Genomic DNA, 16,425 nt, shown 5'->3' with positions numbered 1-16,425 from the left:
CCTCTCCATCGTTCTCCCGTCATTCCGGCGAAGGCCGCAATCCCTGGACCGGCGACGGTGCGTTTCCATCGATACCATGGATCCCGGCCTGCGCCGGGAGGACGGTTCGGTCCTGCGTTGCCCGCCGGGCCGTCAGTCGCGGCGGAGCCGCGCCTTGTGGCCCGGCTCCGTCGCACTGGCCGGACGGGGCCGGGCGCCTGCGCGCCCGCATCCGGTCGACGCCTATGCGTCGACCGTGATGACGCCCCGTCGAATCTGATCCAGCTCGATGCTTTCGTACAGCGCCTGGAAATTGCCGTTGCCAAAGCCCTCGTTGCCCTTGCGCTGGATGATCTCGAAGAAGATCGGCCCGAACATCGGTTCGGTGAAGATCTGCAACAACAGCCCTTCCTCGCCGACATTGCCGTCGATCAGGATGCGGTTGCGGCGCAGGCGTTCGAGGTCCTCGCCATGGCCGGGCACGCGCTTGTCGACCAGTTCGTAATAGGTCTCGATCGTGTCCTGCAACCGGACGCCACGGTCGCGCAGCTTTTCGACCGTCCCGAAGATGTCCTCGGTGGTGAAGGCTAGGTGCTGGATGCCCTCGCCATTATAGTCGCGGATGAATTCCTCGATCTGGCTCTTGTCGTCCTGGCTTTCGTTCAGCGGGATGCGGATCGCCTTGTCCGGCGCGATCATCGCCTGGCTGAACAGGCCGGTCGCCTTGCCCTTGATGTCGAAATACTTCTGTTCCTCGAACCCGAAGATCTGGTTGTAGAAGGTCGACCAGGTGCGCATCTGCCCGCGCTTCACATTGTGGGTCAGGTGGTCGAGCAGGTCGAGCCCGACATTGTTCGCGGCCTCCGCTTCGGCCGCACCCGGCACCTGCTCCCAGTCGTCGTACAGCGATCCCGCCGCACCGTGCCGGTCGACCAGATACAGCAGCGACCCGCCGATCCCCTCCAGCGCATAGCCCTCTCCCAGCGCACCGCGCGCGGCGTCCGCGGGCTTTGCACCGCGCGCCACCGCCGCATCGAACGCCGCCTTCGCATCGGCGACGCGGAACGCCATGCCAGATGCCGACGGGCCGTGCTGCGCAGCAAAGTCCGCAGCATGACCATCCGGAATGCGGTTCAGCAGCAGGTTGATGCGACCCTGCTTGTAGCGGATCACGTCACGCGTGCGGTGCTTCGAAGCGGCGACGAAGCCGAACTGTTCGAGCTGCCCGGCCATCCGGTCGAGATCGGGGGCGGTGAATTCGCAGAATTCGAACCCGTCGAGCCCCATCGGGTTCACGTCCATATGCTCCATGACGGCATCCTCTCAAAATCGTATCAATTGATACGAAGTTGATCCGATGTCGCGTGCGAGTCAAGCGCCTCCCATGGCGGCGGTGACCAGCGTGCGGCGAGGTGATCGACGAATGCGGTCACCGCCGGGCGCGGCGCGTCGCCATGGATCGCGTGGATCGCCAGGTCGTGCGACGCCGCCCAATCGGGCAGCACCCGCACCAGCCGGCCGTCCGCCAGCGCGTCGCCGACGTCCCACAGCGACCGCAGCGCGATGCCGACCCCGGCCAGCGTCAGTTCGCGGACGATCTCGCTCGAATTGGTGCGGACATGGCTGGTGCCGGTCACCAGCGCGCGGCGCGTCGGACGCAGCAGCATCCATGGCAATTGCCCGTCGGCGGCGAGCAGCCGGTGCCCGGCCAGCGCCGCCGGGGTCGCAGGCGCCCCATGTTCGGCCAGATAGGCAGGACTGGCGCACACGACGCGGCGGTTGCCCGCCAGCCGCCGCGCGACATGGCCCGCCGGCGGATGCGCGGTGATGCGGATCGCGCAGTCGATCCGGTCGGCGGCAAGGTCGACGACATGGTCGGACAGCGACAGTTCGAGCTCGACCGCCGGATGGTCGCGCAGGAAGTCGCCGAGCAGCGGCGCGATGTGCAGCCGCGCGAACGAGGCAGGGGCGGCGACCCGCAACGGCCCGGCGGGTGCCGCCACCGCCCCGGTCACCCGTGCCTCCGCCGCCGCCAGCGCCGACAGGATCGCCGTCAGATCGGCATGGAGCCGCGCACCCACCGGAGTCGGATGCAGCCGCCGCGTCGTCCGTTCGATCAAGCGCGTACCCAGCCGGTTCTCGAGCCGGGCGAGGCGTTTCGACACCATCGCAGGAGAGATGGCGAGCACGCGGGCGGCGGCAGCGATGCTGCCGGTGTCGAGGATGGCGACGAACAACGCGTGGTCGGGATCGGCGGACATTCGTTCCTCTGTGACATGGCTGACGTTCGACTATGCCTGCTAGTGGCAGGAAAGGCGAGGCGCTATGTCTGCGTCAATCACCGTAGTCCCGGCGTTCGCCGGAATGATGCAGCTTTGAACGGAGGCCCCATGTCGCCCACCACCATCGAGCGCGCCGGATTGCAGGTCGCCGCCGAACTGGCCGACTTTGTCGAGGATCGTGCGCTGCCCGGTACCGGCATCGCCGCCGACGCGTTCTGGGAAGGGGTGGCCGCGATCTTCGCCCGGTTCGCACCGGAAAACCGCGCGCTGCTGGACAAGCGCGACGCGTTGCAGGCGCAGCTCGATGCGTGGTTCGTCGCGCGACACGGCCAGCCGATCGACCCGGCCGACCAAGAGGCGTTCCTGCGCTCGATCGGCTATCTGGTCGAGGAACCGGCGCCGTTCACCGTCGATCCGGCCAATGTCGATCCGGAGATCGCGACGCTGGCCGGGCCGCAGCTGGTGGTGCCGATCCTCAACGCCCGCTTCCTGCTCAACGCCGCCAATGCGCGCTGGGGCAGCCTGTACGACGCGCTCTATGGCACCGATGCGATCCCCGGCGTGGCGGCGTCCGGCGGCTATGACGCGGTCCGCGGCGCACAGGTGATCGATCGCGCAAAGGCCTTGCTCGACGACGCGGTGCCGCTGGCGACCGGCAGCTGGCGCGACTGGCGCGGCGATGCGCCACGGCTGGCCGACCCGGCGCAACTGGTCGGGCGGGCGGGCGATAATCTGCTGCTGCGCCATCACGGGCTGCACATCGAACTGGTGATCGATCGCGATCATGCCATCGGACGCGGCGATCCGGCGGGGCTGGCCGATATCCTGCTCGAATCGGCGCTCACTACCATCTGCGACCTCGAGGATTCGGTCGCGGCGGTCGATGCGGCGGACAAGGTCGCGGCCTATGCCAACTGGCTGGGGCTGATGCAGGGAACGCTGACCGCCAGCTTCGCCAAGGGCGGCCGGCGCGTCACCCGGTCGCTGGCAGCGGACCGGCGCTACACCACGGCCGACGGCGGCGAACTGGTGCTGCCCGGCCGGTCACTGTTGTTCGTGCGCAATGTCGGGCATCTGATGACCACGCCCGCGCTGCTGCTGCCGGACGGCGGGCAGGCACCCGAAGGCATTCTCGACGCGATCGTCACCAGCCTGATCGCCTGCGCCGATGTGAACGGACCGCGCGCCAACAGCCGGGCCGGATCGATCTACATCGTCAAGCCCAAGCAGCACGGGCCGCAAGAGGTGGCCTTCACCGACCGGCTGTTCGACGCGGTCGAGGATTTGCTGCGCCTGCCGCGGCACACGATCAAGATCGGCGTGATGGACGAGGAGCGGCGCACCTCCGCCAATCTCGCCGCGTGCATCCACGCGGTGCGCCACCGGATCGTGTTCATCAACACCGGCTTCCTCGACCGCACCGGCGACGAACTGCACAGCGCGATGCACGCGGGTGCGATGATCCCGAAGGGCGAGATGAAAAGTGCCGGCTGGATCGCGGCGTACGAGGACCGCAACGTGCAGATCGGCCTCGCCTGTGGCCTCGGCGGGCGGGCGCAGATCGGCAAGGGCATGTGGGCCGCGCCCGACCGGATGGGTGACATGCTCGACCAGAAGATCGCGCATCCGCTGAGCGGGGCGAGCACCGCATGGGTCCCGTCGCCGACCGCCGCGACGCTGCACGCGCTGCACTATCACGCGGTCGATGTTGCGCAGCGACAGGAGGCACGGGCGGCCGAGCCGGTCGCGTCGCTGTCGAAGCTGCTGACGTTGCCGTTGGCCACCGGGCGGAACTGGGAGGCAGCCGAAGTCTCGCGCGAGCTGGACAACAATGTCCAGGGCATCCTCGGCTATGTCGTGCGCTGGATCGACCAGGGGATCGGCTGTTCGAAGGTGCCCGATATCCACGACGTCGGGTTGATGGAGGACCGCGCGACGCTGCGCATCTCGTCGCAGCATGTCGCCAACTGGCTGCTGCACGGGGTTTGTACGGAGGCCGACGTCGATGCCGCGTTCGCGCGGATGGCGGTGAAGGTCGATGCGCAGAATGCCGGCGACCCGGCCTACCGGCCGCTGGCGGGCGGCATCGCGCTGCGTGCGGCGCGGGCGCTGGTGTTCGAGGGGCTGGAGCAACCCAACGGCTATACCGAGCCGCTGCTGCACGCCTATCGCGCGGTGGCGAAGGCGGCGGCCTAACCTCCCTGCGTCACTCCTGCGCAGCCGGGTTTCCCGCGGCGAGGCACAGGCTGTGCTACCGGGAGATTTCAGCCTGCGCCGGGATGACGCTCTCGGACAGCGCGCTTGCCGCCGGCTCCAGCACATTGATCGCCGCATGGACCCGCGCCTCGATCTCCTCGCGCGGCAGGCCCGGCGGGATGGGGTCGAGGAAGCAGATGGTGATGACGCCCGGCCGGCTCGCCCCCTTGCGCGGCATGCAGTGGCCGCTGTCGAGCGCGACGGGCACGACCGGCATGTTCAGCGCCTTGTACAGCCCGGCAAAGCCCGAGCGCAGCGGCGGGGCGTCGCCGACCGCCACCCGCGTGCCTTCGGGAAAGATCAGCACCGAGCGGTTCTGGGCACGGGCGACGGCGGCTTCCTTGAGCATCACGCGCAGCGCCCTGGACGACGCGTCGCGATCGACCCCGATCGCGCCGTACGCCCGCGCGGTCCGGCCCCAGAACGGCATGTCGATCAGCTCGCGCTTCATCACGATCAGCGGTCCGTCGATCAGCTCGGCCATCTCCAGCGTCTCGAACATCGCCTGGTGCTTGACCGCGAACAGGTAGGTGCCCGGCGGCCGGGTCCCCTCGATCCGCACCCGCACGCCCAGTATCCAGCGCGCGAGGAAGCGGTGGACGCGGATCCAGACATGGGCATGGACGTGCATCGCCCGTTGCCCGAACCGCGCGGAAACCGGCGCGCTTAGCACGATCGGCACCGACGCGCCATAAAACAGGACGCGGAACAGCCAGGTACGGACCCACGCGATCACAGATCGATCCCCAATCGCATCACCACCCCACGCACCACATATTTGTTGTATTCGCCGAACAGCAGCGCGAAGCCGGGGCTGCCCGCCACCGGATCGCGCACGATCTCGACCGAATTGCCCAGCGCATGGCGCAACTCCATCGCCGCGCGCGCCATGTGCCAGTTCGACGTGACCAGCCGGACCGAGCGATAGCGGTTGCGCCGCACCCAGTCGGCGGTCTCGTCGGCGTTCGACCGGGTATCGACCGCTTCGTGACCGAGGTCCACGCAGCAGCGGAACAGCCGGCGCGGCGCGCCATTGGCCGCCGCCAGTTCGCCGGGGCGCACATCGGGGTCGACGCCGGTCACCAGCATCCGCTTCGCCTCGCCGCGTTCGACGACCGCCAGCCCGCGCTCGATCCGGCCGGGGCCCCCGGTCGGGACGACCACGCCGTCGGTCCGCCGCGGTTCGGCCAGCGGCTTGGGCAGCGTGACCGCGAACAGGGCGAAGCCGAGCGCATAGACCAGCAGCAGCACCGCAAGGACCCGCCGCATCACAGCACCCGCGCCAGGCGCCGCAGCACCGCGACCCGCGCCGCCAGCATCGCCAGCAACGTGAAGGCGAACGGCAATATCGCGACCACCGCCCAGTCGAGCGGCGCGAGGGTGACGCCGTCGACCAGTTGCGAATCGAGCGTCGCCATCCGTTCGCCCAGCGCCGCGACGACGAGCCCGCCGGCCAGCACGCCGATCGCGCCGCCGGTCAGCGTGTCCTGCCCGATGCGGCGCTGGAACAGCCGCGCGATCTGAAGGTCGGTCGAACCCAGCATGTGCAGGATGTCGATCGTCCCGCGATGCGTATCAAGCCCTGCGCGCGCAACCAGCAGCACGACCGCCGCCGTCGCGCTGGCCATTACCAGCACGAGCCCGAGCGCGGTCCACCCGATCGCCCCGACGAACGCGCGCACCGGGGCCAGCCAGGTGGCGTGGCGATCGACGCGGATGCCGGGGCCGACGCTCTTCGCCAGCGCCTCGACCCGCGCCACCGCGGCATCGTCGCCCGACCGCAGATCGACGTCGATCATCGCCGGCATCGGCAGGTCGGCGTCGAGCCCGGCCTCGCCCAGCCACGGTCGCAGCAATTCGGCCAGTCGCGCGCGATCGACTTCCGCCGCCCGCACGACATCGGCCGACGCTTTCAGCCGGGCCAGCAACCGCACCGTTTCCGCATCGCGGGTCGTCGCATCACCCTCGATCACCTGCACCGTCAGCCGCGCCGCCAGCTGCCGGTCGAGCGTCGCGCCGGCGTTGCGGGTCGACAGGCCGAGCGTGGCGCTGAGCGTCGTCAGGAAGATCATGATCGCCATGATCCACACCATCGCCCGGCGTCCCTGCCGGTCGTCGAGCAGCGGCTGTACGCTCGCACGCCGCATCACGGCATCGCCGGGGGGTGGCGCAGCATGCCGGTCGGGTCGGCCAGCCGCCCGCGCTCCAGCCGCATCAGTCGCGCATCGGGCACGCGGTGGAGCAGGTGATGGTCGTGCGTCGCCATCACGACGGTGGTGCCGAGCCGATTGAGCGAGGCGAACAGCTTCAACAGCCGTTCGGCCATTTCGGGATCGACGTTGCCGGTCGGTTCGTCGGCGACGAGGATTTCGGGCCGGTTGATGACCGCGCGCGCGATCGCCACCCGCTGCTGCTCGCCGCCCGACAGCGTCGGCGGGCGGGCATCGGCACGGTCGGTGAGGCCGACCCACGCCAGCATCTCGCCCACCGGCTCGGCGATCTCGTCCTCGGGCATGCCGGCGACGCGCAGGGGAAGCGCGATATTGTCGCGCGCCGACAGATGCGGGACCAGCCGGAAATCCTGGAACACCACGCCGATCCGCCGGCGAAACCCGGGGAGCCGTCCGCGCGGCGAGGTCACCATGTCCTCGCCGAACAACCGGATCACCCCGCGGCTGGGGCGCTGCGACAGGTAGAGCAGGCGCAGCAGCGACGTCTTGCCCGCACCCGATGGCCCCAGCAGGAAATGAAAGGTGCCGGCGTGCAGCGAAAAGCTGACGTCGCTCAGCGTTTCGGTGCCCTGGCCATAGCGCAGGCCGACATTTTCGAACTGAACGATGCTGGCCACGAACGCCCTTGCTTCCACCGGTCCGCCGCCCATCGCACATGGCCGCGTTTGTCTCAAGCGGCACGCAATCGCGCCTTGCCATCGATGCCCGGTCCGCCGTAGATTCAACGCCATTATTCGTCGCGCCCCGTTGGCCCCGCACTGGCGGCCCGGCGCGACCCATCCGGGGGGCAGGGGACGCGATGATCCTCGAATGTACGCAATGCCATATGCGCTATCTGGTCGCCGATTCGGCGATCGGTCCGGCGGGGCGCACGGTGCGTTGCGCGGGGTGCCGGCACAGCTGGTTCCAGCCGCCGGCGATGCTCGATCTGGGCACCACCGCCGCGGTGACGCCGCCGCCCGAGCCGGCACGGGTCGCGCAGCCGGCGATGGCCGAGGCGGACGGGGTGCGTCCCCGCGCGGCAGCGGTGGAGGCACCGGTCGACGCTCCCTATGTCGAGACCCCGCGCGCCGCGCCGCTGCGCGCCCGCACCGCAGAACCGCGTCGCTATGTCGATCCGGAGGCCGAACGCGCCGAACGTGGCGAACCCATCAACGCCTTCGCGCATCAGGCGCCGTTCGTGCCGCGCCGCAATCCGGCGCGCCGCCGCACCGCGATGGCGGTCGCCGCGGGCGTCGCGATGCTCGCGGCGTGCGGCGCGATCCTCTACACCGGTACGCCGGGTATCGCCGAACAGCTGGGCCTGCCTGTTGCATCGAGTGCCGACAGCGCGCTGAAATTCGCGATCAACACCCCCGAACGCCGGCTGCTGTCGAGCGGCAACGAACTGTTCGCGGTGTCGGGGCGGATCATCAACGAAACCGGCGCGCGCCAGCGCATTCCCGACATCCGCGCAGTATTGAAGGACAGCCAGGACCGCGAGGTCTATAGCTGGACCATCAAGCCGCAGACCCGCGCGATCGGCCCGAGCGGGAGCCTGACCTTTAACAGCGCGGCGCTGGACGTGCCGGCGAATGCCAAGGAACTCGAACTGAGCTTCGCGTCGGGGCTGTAGGGTTTCCCCGGCCGTCCGGCGTATCCCCGCGCAGGCGGGGATCCAGAGCCGCAAGCGTCGTCTTCCGTGACCCTGGACCCCGGCCTTCGCCGGGGTACGGGGTGTAGCGGAAACAGCCGCCTACGCCGCCAGCGGAAACCGCAGCAACCGGTCCTCCAGCGCGATCAGCGCCTCCGCCCCGCCGCCGACGGCGCGCACGATCTCCGGGTGATGCGCGTCCAGCCCGCCGGTCAGCGATCCGAACGCGGGCAGAATCAGCTTCGTCGCGGTCGCCACGAAGCAGCGGCGGGATACGCCGCGCCCGCGCAGCTTCAGTCGCAGCTTGGGATGAAAATGACCCGACAGTTCGGGGCGGGGCTCGGCCGGATCGGCTTCGTGACGCAGCACCAGCCCGTCGATCACCGCTTCGTCGACCACGCGTCCGCCGCAATGATCGGCGACGACCCGATCGTGATTGCCGGTGATCCATGTCCAGTCGGCCCCGCCGGTCAGCGCCCGCAACCGTGCCTGCGCCTCCTCCGACAGCCGGTCGCACCCGCCGACGTCGTGGAAGCTGTCGCCGAGGCACCAGATTTCCGCCGGCCGCGTCCGCGCCACGACGCCCTCGATCCCCGCCAGCGTTTCCAGCGTGTCGTAGGGCGGCAGCATCTGCCCGAACTGCGCGTACCAGCTGGCCTTCTCGAAATGCAGGTCGGCGAGCAGCAGCGCACGCCGCGCCGGCCAGTACAGGGCACCGGCGGACAGGGCGTCGAAGGCGTGGCCGGCGAACGAAAGGCGAACCATCGCCCGCCTATAGCGCAGCATCGGCGGCGCTCAAGCCACGGGGGCGAAACGATTGGGTCGCGAACGTCATTCGCATCGAGATGCCGTACCCCCGACGTTGCGGGGTACGGGCGTGATGCCCGCGAAACCCGTACCGGGCCTCGACCCCTACAGCCAAACATCCACCACGTGGATCGCCAGCCCGACCGACCCGCCGACCAGCGTGCCGTTGATCCGGATGAACTGAAGGTCGCGGCCGACGGCATTTTCCAGCCGCCCGGTGATCGTCCGCGCATCCCAGCCGCGCACCGTGTCCGACACCAGCCGGACGATGCCGTCGCCATAGTCCGCGACCGCGCCGACGACGGCGCGGCGGACGAAGCGGTTGACCTTGGCCTTGAGCACCGGATCGGACTGGAGCGTCTGCCCCAGCTGGCGCAGCGCATCGCCGATCGGTCCGGCGAGCGCCCGGTCGGGGTTGCGCGCGGCGTTCAGCATCCCGCCGCGGATTTTCTCCCACACGCCCATCCACCAGCCGGCGAGCGCGGGATTGTCGATCAGGTCGTTCTTCAGCCGTTCGACCTTCGCCTGCATGTCGGGGGAATGTTGCAGGTCGTGCGCGAGCAGCGCCAGCCCCTCGTTCGCCTTGGCGCGCAGCGGGTGGGCGGGGTCTTCGGCGACCTCGGCCAGCATCTTGTGCAGCCCCTTTACCACCGATGTCGCCAGCGTTTCGTCCAGCCCGGTCCAGCGCAGCACCGCGCCGGCACGCTTCTGTACCATCGCGCGGACGAGGTCGTCATTGGCGTCGAGCGTCTTGGACGTCCAGCGGATGATCGCATCGACCAGCGGCAGGTGCCGGTCGTCGGCGATCGCCGCCTCCAGCGTCCGGCCCAGCGCCGGCGACACCTGCATCGCGCGCAGCCGGTTGGCGAGTGCGCCGCGCACCATCGTCCCGAACTGGTCGGGATCGAGCCCTTCGAGGACGTTGACCGCCAGCCGTGACGCGCCGTGGCGCAGCTGCCCGCTGCGCGCCGCCGGGTCGGCCAGCCACTTGCCGGCCGCTCCCGCCGCATCGACACGGTGCATCCGCCGCGCCACGACACGCGCCGTCAGGAAATTGTCGCGCAGGAACAGCGCGAGCGTATCGCCGATGCGATCCTTGTTGCGCGGGATGATCGCCGTATGCGGGATCGGCAGGCCAAGGGGATGGCGGAACAGCGCGGTGACCGCGAACCAGTCGGCAAGGCCGCCGACCATCGCCGCCTCGGCAAAGGCCTGTACGAAACCCCATGCGGGATGCACCCCCTCCATGCGACGCGACAGCAGGAACAGCGCCGCCATCGCCACGAGCATGAACGTGGCGAGGCGTCGCATCCGGGTGAGCCCGACAGGAACCGCATCGCCGCTCCGGGCGCTGCTTGGGGATAATGCCATCCGCGAAACAATCGCCGGGCGTCGGGAAAGTTCAATGGGGTCGGGGCGGGGATACGCGTGTTGGAGAGAAATCGGGGACCGCGGGCGTCACCTTGCGCCGGACGTCACCTTCCAGCCCCAAACGTCACCCCAGCGAAGGCTGGGGTTTCCTGCGGCTCCTGCCCCGCCATCACGGGGAGACCCCAGCCTTCGCTGGGGTGACGCTTTGGGGAAGCGAAAAGAACGCCGGCCCACCATTCGGTTCGAGCCGTCGAGAACCGGTCACTCCCAGGCAACGCGTTCTCGACGGACGCTTCTCGACTACGCTCGAAGCTGCTCGAACCGAACGGAAAGGGACGATCAGCCCACGCTCACTCCGCCGCCGGCAGCGACTTCGGCCCGTCGCCCGGTGGCGGCAACGGCGCGCCGGGCTTGTGGTCGATCGCCAGGCCGTCGGCGTCGCCCGGGCGATAGGTGAGCAGCCGCCGCGACAGGCGCGGGCCGACCCAGCGTTCCAGCCCGACCGCAAGACTGAACGCCCCCGGCACGATCAGCAGCGTGAGCAGCGTCGACAGCGTCAGCCCGCCGATCACGGTGATGCCCATCGGCCCGCGGGACGATGCGTCGCCCGACAGCGCCAGCGCGGTCGGCACCATGCCCGCGACCATCGCGACCGTGGTCATCACGATCGGCTGGGCGCGCTTGTGCCCGGCGTCGAGGATCGCGACCTCCTTGTCGACGCCCTTCTCCATTTCCTCCAGCGCGAAGTCGATCAGCAGGATCGAGTTCTTGGCGACGATGCCGAGCAGCATCAGCAGCCCGATATAGACCGGCATCGAGATCGGGTTGCCCGTCACCCACAATGCCAGCAGACCGCCCAGCGGGGCGAGCAGCAGCGACCCCATGTTCACGAACGGCGGCATCACCCGCTTGTAGAGCAGCACCAGCACCCCGAACACGAGCAGGATGCCCGAGATCACCGCGACGATGAAGTTCTGGATCATCTCGCCCTGCCACTTGGCCTGACCCACGGTCAGTTCGGTGACGCCCAGCGGCAGGTTCTTCATGATGGGCAGGTCGTGGATCGCCTTTTGCGCGACGCCGGTCACGACGCCGGGGGCGAGATCGGCACCGACGACCAGCCGGCGCTGCTGGTTGATGCGGTCGATCTTGGTCGGACCCGCGCCGAAACCGATCTCGGCGACCACCGACAGCGGCACCGACCCGCCGGTCGCGGTCGGCACCGGCAGGTTCTGGATCGTCGACAGCCGCGACCGGGCATCGCGCGACAGCGAGACGCGGATCGGGATCTGCCGGTCGGACAGCGAGAAGCGGGCGCTGTTCTGGTCGATGTCGCCCAGCGTCGCGATGCGGATCGCCCCCGACAGCGCGGCGGTGGTCACGCCGAGGCTGGCGGCAAGGTCGCTGCGCGGACGGATGATGATCTCGGGCCGCTTGAGGTCGCCCGACACGCGCGGGGCGACCAGCATCGGCAGCTTCTCCATCGCCTTGACCAGCTGGTTCGCGGTCTCGTTCAGCTTGACCGGATCGTCGCCGCCCAGCGTGATCGACAGGTCGCGGCTGGACCCGCCCCAGCCGAACTGCGACCGGAACGACACGCGTGCATCGGGGATCGCCGCCAGCTGGGGCGCGAGGCCGCGTTCGAATTCAGTGCTGCTCGACGACCGCATCGCATCGTACGACGCATCGTCCAGCAGGCCGAAGGTGTGGCGCACGCGCTGGCCGAAGCTCGGCTTTTCCTTCAGTTCGGCGGTGACGCGGCCATTGCCGGCATAGCTCGACGAATAGACCGACTTCACCAGCGGCTGCGCGGCGAGCAGGTTCTCGACCCGCTTCACGACGGCGGCGGTCTGTTCCAGCGTGGTGCCCGGGACCATCTCGACGCTGGCGGTCACGCGGTCGCGGTCCTGCGGCGGCTGGAACGTCTGCGGCAGGATCATGAACGTGACGACGGTCAGCGCCAATGCCGCGACCGCACCGACGATCGTCGACCAGCGGTGGCGCAGCGTCCAGCGCAGCACGCCCATATACCGGTCCATCAGCCAGCCCTCGCCATGGCTGGCCGACCCGTGCGCCTTCAGGAAATAGGCGGCGATCATCGGCGTGATGAGGCGCGCGACGGCAAGGCTCATCAGCACCGACGCGACGACGGTCAGGCCGAAATTCTTGAAGAACTGGCCCGAAATGCCCGGCATCAGACCGACCGGCAGGAAGACGGCGACGATCGCCATCGTCGTCGCCAGCACCGCGATGCCGATCTCGTCCGCCGCGTCGATCGATGCCTGATAGGCGGATTTGCCCATCCGCATGTGGCGCACGATGTTCTCGATCTCCACGATCGCATCGTCGACCAGCACCCCCGCCACCAGGCTGAGCGCCAGCAGCGTCATCTGGTTCAGGGTGAAGTCCATCATCTCCATGAACCAGAAGGCCGGGATCGCGGACAACGGGATGGCGAGGGCGGAGATCAGCGTCGCGCGCCAGTCGCGCAGGAAGATGAAGACGACGACGATCGCCAGCAGCGCGCCCTCGACCATCGCGTTCATCGCGGAGTGATACTGGATTTCGGTGAACTTGACCGAATTGGACAGCAGCGCGAAGCGGACCTGCGGGTTGCGCTTCTGCAGGTCGGCGAGGCGCTTTTCCGCCTCGTGGAACACGGTGACGTCGGACGCACCCTTGGCGCGCTTGATGTCGAACGCCAGCACCGCGCGGCCGTTATATTCCGCGCGGCTGGTCGGTTCGGCATAGGCGTCGCGGACGTCGGCGATGTCGGACAGCCGCACCGAACGTCCGCCGCCCACCGGCACCTGCGTCTGCGACAGGGCATAGGCGGTGGCGGCGTTGCCCAGCACGCGCACCGATTGCTGCGAACCGGCGATCTCCGCCTGACCGCCCGCGGCGTTCAGATTGACCTGGCGCAGCGCCTGGTTGACCTGGCTGGCGGTCAGCCCCTGCGATTGCAGGCGCGCGGGGTCCAGCGTGACGCGGATCTCGCGGTCGACGCCGCCGACGCGCTCGACGGTCGACATGCCGTCGATCGACAGCAGTTCCTTGGCCACGGTATTGTCGACATACCAGCTGAGCTGTTCCGCGGTCATGTCGTCGGCGATCGCCGTCCACGACGCGAGGTCCTTGTCGGTGGTGTTGGCGCGATACACCTGCGGTTCGAGGATGCCGTCGGGCAGTTCGCCGCGGATCTGGTTCACCGCCTCGCGCACGTCGTTGACCGCACGGTCAATCGGGGTGCCGATGTCGAGCTGGATGACCGTGGTCGAGGCGCCTTCGGTGACGCTGGATTCGATCTGGTCGATGCCCTGGAGCGAGCGTACCGCCGCCTCGACCCGCTGGGTCACCTGCGTCTCGAGTTCGGTGGGGGCGGCGCCCGGCTGGCTGATGACGACGATCGCGACCGGGAATTCGATATCCGGGTCCTGGTTCACGTCCATCCGCATGAAGCTGACGATCCCCGCGAGCGTCAGCGCGAGGAACAGCACCAGCGGCGGTACCGGGTTGCGGATCGACCAGGCCGACATGTTGCGGAAACCCATCGCGCTATTCCTTGCGTGTCGGCGCGGCGGCGGTGCGTACCGGCACCACCTGCTGCCCCGGATTGAGGAACGCGCCGGCACTGGCCACCACGCGTTCGTCGCCCATCAGTCCCGACGCGATCAGCGCGCCTTCGTCCGATACCTCCGCCACGCGCACGTCGCGACGCACCGCCTTGTCCTGCGCATCGATGACATAGACGTAGCTGCCCTTGTCGTCGCTCAGCACCGCCGATTCGGGCAGCAGCGGCGCGGTCGACGCGCCCGCGCCGATCCGCGCGCTGGCAAAGCCGCCGGGACGCAGCGCCGGATCGTAGCGCAGCGCGATGCGGGCGATGCCCTGCCGCGTCTGCGGATCGATCACCGGCGACACCTGCCACACCTCGCCCTTGAACACCCGGGTATCGCCGACCGGCACGACCTGCGCCGGCACGCCCGCGCGGACCGAGGCGAGATCGGCTTCGGACAGCTGTGCGCGCATCTCCATCTGTCCGCCCATCGCGATGCGGAACAGCACGCCGCTGCCGCTGCCGACCACCTGGCCGGGTTCGACCGCGCGGGTCAGCACCAGCCCGGCGGCGGGGGAGCGGATGTCGAGCCGCTGGTTGCGGGCCTGCGTCTCGGCCAGCTGCGCCTGCGCCACGCGGACGCGCGCATTGGCGGCGTCGCGGGTCGCGGTCTTGCGATCGATATCGGCCTTCGACACGAAACCGCGCTCGACCAGCTGGTTCGACCGGTCGAGTTCGGTCTGTGCGATCTGCGCATCGGCGCGCGCGACACGGACCTGCGCCGCCAGCGATGCGGCGGTCTGCGCCTGGACCGACCGGTCGACGGTGGCCAGCACCTGTCCGGCCCCGACCCAGCTGCCCGGCTCGACCAGCACGCGGGTGACGAGGCCGCCTTCGCCGACGACGCCGACCGGCATCTCGCGCCGCGCGGCCAATGATCCGGTGCCGGTAACGGTGCGGGTCACCGTCTCGCGGCCCGGTACCACCACGGTCACCTTGGGCAGCGAGCCGGCCGAAGCGGCGGCGGGGGCCGCGCCCTTGGCCGCCGGGGCGTCGCCCTTGCGACCGAACGCCCACATCGCAACGATCACGACCAGCAGGACGATCACGATCCCGACGATCACCGCCCGGCGGCGCGATCGTGGCGCGCCCTCCGGTCCGGTCAGCTGCGCACGGTCGCCTGCAATCGTCGTCGATTCGTAATTCATCCACCCCATCCCGTTGGAGGCCCCCAGCCCGTCGATGCTGTATTACCTCAATACAGCACCCACCTCAACCATACACATCGCGTTTTTCGATAATAACGACAAGTCCGGCATCGATTGCGTTCAGCCTGCGTTTCGCCGCAAAGCCGTAACGACCCTCGACGTTGCGATTGTATTCGAAAGGGAAAAGCCGATGCTCCGTTCCGCCCTGATCCTGGTTGCCGCCGGGGCCGCGCTGCCCGCCGCCGCGCAACAGGTCGTCCCCGCTGCCACCCCGATCCTGGCCGATGCGACGCTGCTCGACGTCGTGGCCGAGGGGAAGGCGACGCGCGTGCCCGACATCGCGACGATCCGTGCCGGCGTGGTCAGCCAGTCGCCGACCGCCGCTGCCGCACTCGCCGACAATGCGCAGCGCATGACGCGCGTCGTGGCGGCGCTGCGCAAGGCGGGTGTCGCCGACCGCGACATCCAGACCGCACAGATCCAGTTGCAACCCCAATATCGCTACGCCGAAAACCAGCCGCCGGCGATCACCGGCTATCAGGCGAGCAACAGCGTCTCGGTCCGCTTCCGCGAGGTGGGGCGCAGCGGCGCGATCCTCGATGCGCTGGTGGCGCAGGGGGCGAACCAGATCGACGGACCGAACCTGTCGGTCGATGCCGCCGACGCCGCGCTGGACGAGGCACGCACCGACGCGATCCGTCGTGCGCGCGCCCGGGCCGAACTCTATGCCAAAGCCGCGGGGATGCGGGTCGACCGGATCGTGTCGATCGTCGAAAATGGCGGCCAACAGCCGCCGATCGCGATGCCGATGATGGCGTCGGCACGCGTGGCGAAGATGGCCGATTCGACCCCGCTGGCCGCAGGCGAGCAGGACCTGACCGCGACGGTATCGGTCCGCTTCCTGCTGCGATAAAGGGGCGCTAACCCCGGGTGACGTCGTCATTCCCGCGCAGGCGGGAATCCATAGCCGCCGAGGCTAGAGGCTGTTATGAACCATCAGCGAGTGCAGCGGCCTGTTTCATCATGAGGCAGGCGAAGGCGACGATGTGAAGTCCTGCGAGTGTTTCGGCGTAACGTTCGTAGTCTTTGACGAGGCGTCGGA

13 protein-coding genes and 1 pseudogene are annotated in these 16,425 nt (G+C 69.1%); 3 read left to right on the top strand and 11 right to left on the bottom strand.

From position 1 onward, the window contains the following. Nucleotides 1-222 precede the first annotated feature (222 nt). Together hppD and QLH51_RS15145 are read right to left on the bottom strand one after the other, a co-directional pair. A complete protein-coding gene (hppD, locus tag QLH51_RS15150) occupies nt 223-1,290 on the bottom strand; it encodes a 4-hydroxyphenylpyruvate dioxygenase (RefSeq protein WP_125660949.1) in 1,068 nt (355 codons plus the stop codon). A gap of 23 nt (nt 1,291-1,313) precedes the next feature. Next, nucleotides 1,314-2,240 carry a LysR family transcriptional regulator gene (locus QLH51_RS15145; RefSeq protein WP_125660952.1) on the bottom strand — a complete coding sequence of 309 codons (927 nt, stop codon included), beginning with the start codon at nt 2,238-2,240 and terminating at the stop codon, nt 1,314-1,316. A gap of 129 nt (nt 2,241-2,369) precedes the next feature. Here QLH51_RS15145 and QLH51_RS15140 point away from each other — a divergent pair, with 129 nt between their 5' ends. After that, the gene (locus QLH51_RS15140) at nt 2,370-4,457 is read left to right on the top strand and encodes a malate synthase G (RefSeq protein ID WP_125660955.1); all 2,088 of its coding nucleotides are present in this window, start codon (nt 2,370-2,372) and stop codon (nt 4,455-4,457) included. 55 nt (nt 4,458-4,512) lie between these two features. Here QLH51_RS15140 and QLH51_RS15135 read toward each other — a convergent pair whose 3' ends face one another. The 4 genes from QLH51_RS15135 to ftsE are packed head-to-tail and all read right to left on the bottom strand — an operon-like array spanning nt 4,513 to nt 7,365. After that, a complete protein-coding gene (locus QLH51_RS15135) occupies nt 4,513-5,253 on the bottom strand; it encodes a 1-acyl-sn-glycerol-3-phosphate acyltransferase (RefSeq protein WP_206429223.1) in 741 nt (246 codons plus the stop codon). Next, the gene (locus QLH51_RS15130; RefSeq protein ID WP_125660958.1) at nt 5,250-5,789 is read right to left on the bottom strand and encodes a YdcF family protein; all 540 of its coding nucleotides are present in this window, start codon (nt 5,787-5,789) and stop codon (nt 5,250-5,252) included. The genes QLH51_RS15135 and QLH51_RS15130 overlap by 4 nt, the downstream gene beginning before the upstream one ends. Further along, entirely contained in the window at nt 5,786-6,664 is an 879-nt protein-coding gene (locus tag QLH51_RS15125) for a cell division protein FtsX (RefSeq protein WP_125660961.1), read from the bottom strand. The genes QLH51_RS15130 and QLH51_RS15125 overlap by 4 nt, the downstream gene beginning before the upstream one ends. Next, nucleotides 6,664-7,365, bottom strand: coding sequence for a cell division ATP-binding protein FtsE (ftsE, locus tag QLH51_RS15120; RefSeq protein WP_125660964.1), 702 nt, complete (start codon nt 7,363-7,365; stop codon nt 6,664-6,666). The genes QLH51_RS15125 and ftsE overlap by 1 nt, the downstream gene beginning before the upstream one ends. Nucleotides 7,366-7,547: 182 nt before the next feature. Between ftsE and QLH51_RS15115 the strand changes: the two genes are divergently transcribed. Continuing rightward, nucleotides 7,548-8,363, top strand: a complete 816-nt coding sequence (locus QLH51_RS15115) for a zinc-ribbon domain-containing protein (protein WP_125660967.1) — start codon at nt 7,548-7,550, stop codon at nt 8,361-8,363. Between the two features lie 120 nt (nt 8,364-8,483). Here QLH51_RS15115 and pdeM read toward each other — a convergent pair whose 3' ends face one another. The 4 genes from pdeM to QLH51_RS15095 form a co-directional block, all read right to left on the bottom strand. Next, nucleotides 8,484-9,146, bottom strand: a complete 663-nt coding sequence (gene pdeM, locus QLH51_RS15110; protein ID WP_125660970.1) for a ligase-associated DNA damage response endonuclease PdeM — start codon at nt 9,144-9,146, stop codon at nt 8,484-8,486. A gap of 147 nt (nt 9,147-9,293) precedes the next feature. Further along, complete coding sequence (locus tag QLH51_RS15105; protein ID WP_206429225.1) at nt 9,294-10,559, bottom strand: DUF445 domain-containing protein; 1,266 nt, start codon at nt 10,557-10,559, stop codon at nt 9,294-9,296. A gap of 350 nt (nt 10,560-10,909) precedes the next feature. Further along, nucleotides 10,910-14,110, bottom strand: coding sequence for an efflux RND transporter permease subunit (locus QLH51_RS15100; RefSeq protein ID WP_125660976.1), 3,201 nt, complete (start codon nt 14,108-14,110; stop codon nt 10,910-10,912). A gap of 4 nt (nt 14,111-14,114) precedes the next feature. Next, nucleotides 14,115-15,323, bottom strand: a complete 1,209-nt coding sequence (locus QLH51_RS15095) for an efflux RND transporter periplasmic adaptor subunit (RefSeq protein ID WP_125660979.1) — start codon at nt 15,321-15,323, stop codon at nt 14,115-14,117. A 190-nt stretch (nt 15,324-15,513) separates the two neighbouring features. On the opposite strand from QLH51_RS15095, the gene QLH51_RS15090 reads away from it, so the two are divergent. Continuing rightward, nucleotides 15,514-16,236: an SIMPL domain-containing protein gene (locus tag QLH51_RS15090; protein WP_125660982.1), complete on the top strand. Its 723-nt coding sequence runs from the start codon at nt 15,514-15,516 to the stop codon at nt 16,234-16,236. 73 nt (nt 16,237-16,309) lie between these two features. Here QLH51_RS15090 and QLH51_RS15085 read toward each other — a convergent pair. Continuing rightward, nucleotides 16,310-16,425 (bottom strand): annotated as a pseudogene (locus QLH51_RS15085) (IS5/IS1182 family transposase); the annotation flags it as partial.

This window comes from Sphingomonas sp. 2R-10, from assembly GCF_030062225.1.
Lineage (GTDB): Bacteria > Pseudomonadota > Alphaproteobacteria > Sphingomonadales > Sphingomonadaceae > Sphingomonas.
Note: the sequence above shows the minus strand (reverse complement) of the source record. Positions and strands in the feature narration are given on the sequence as shown.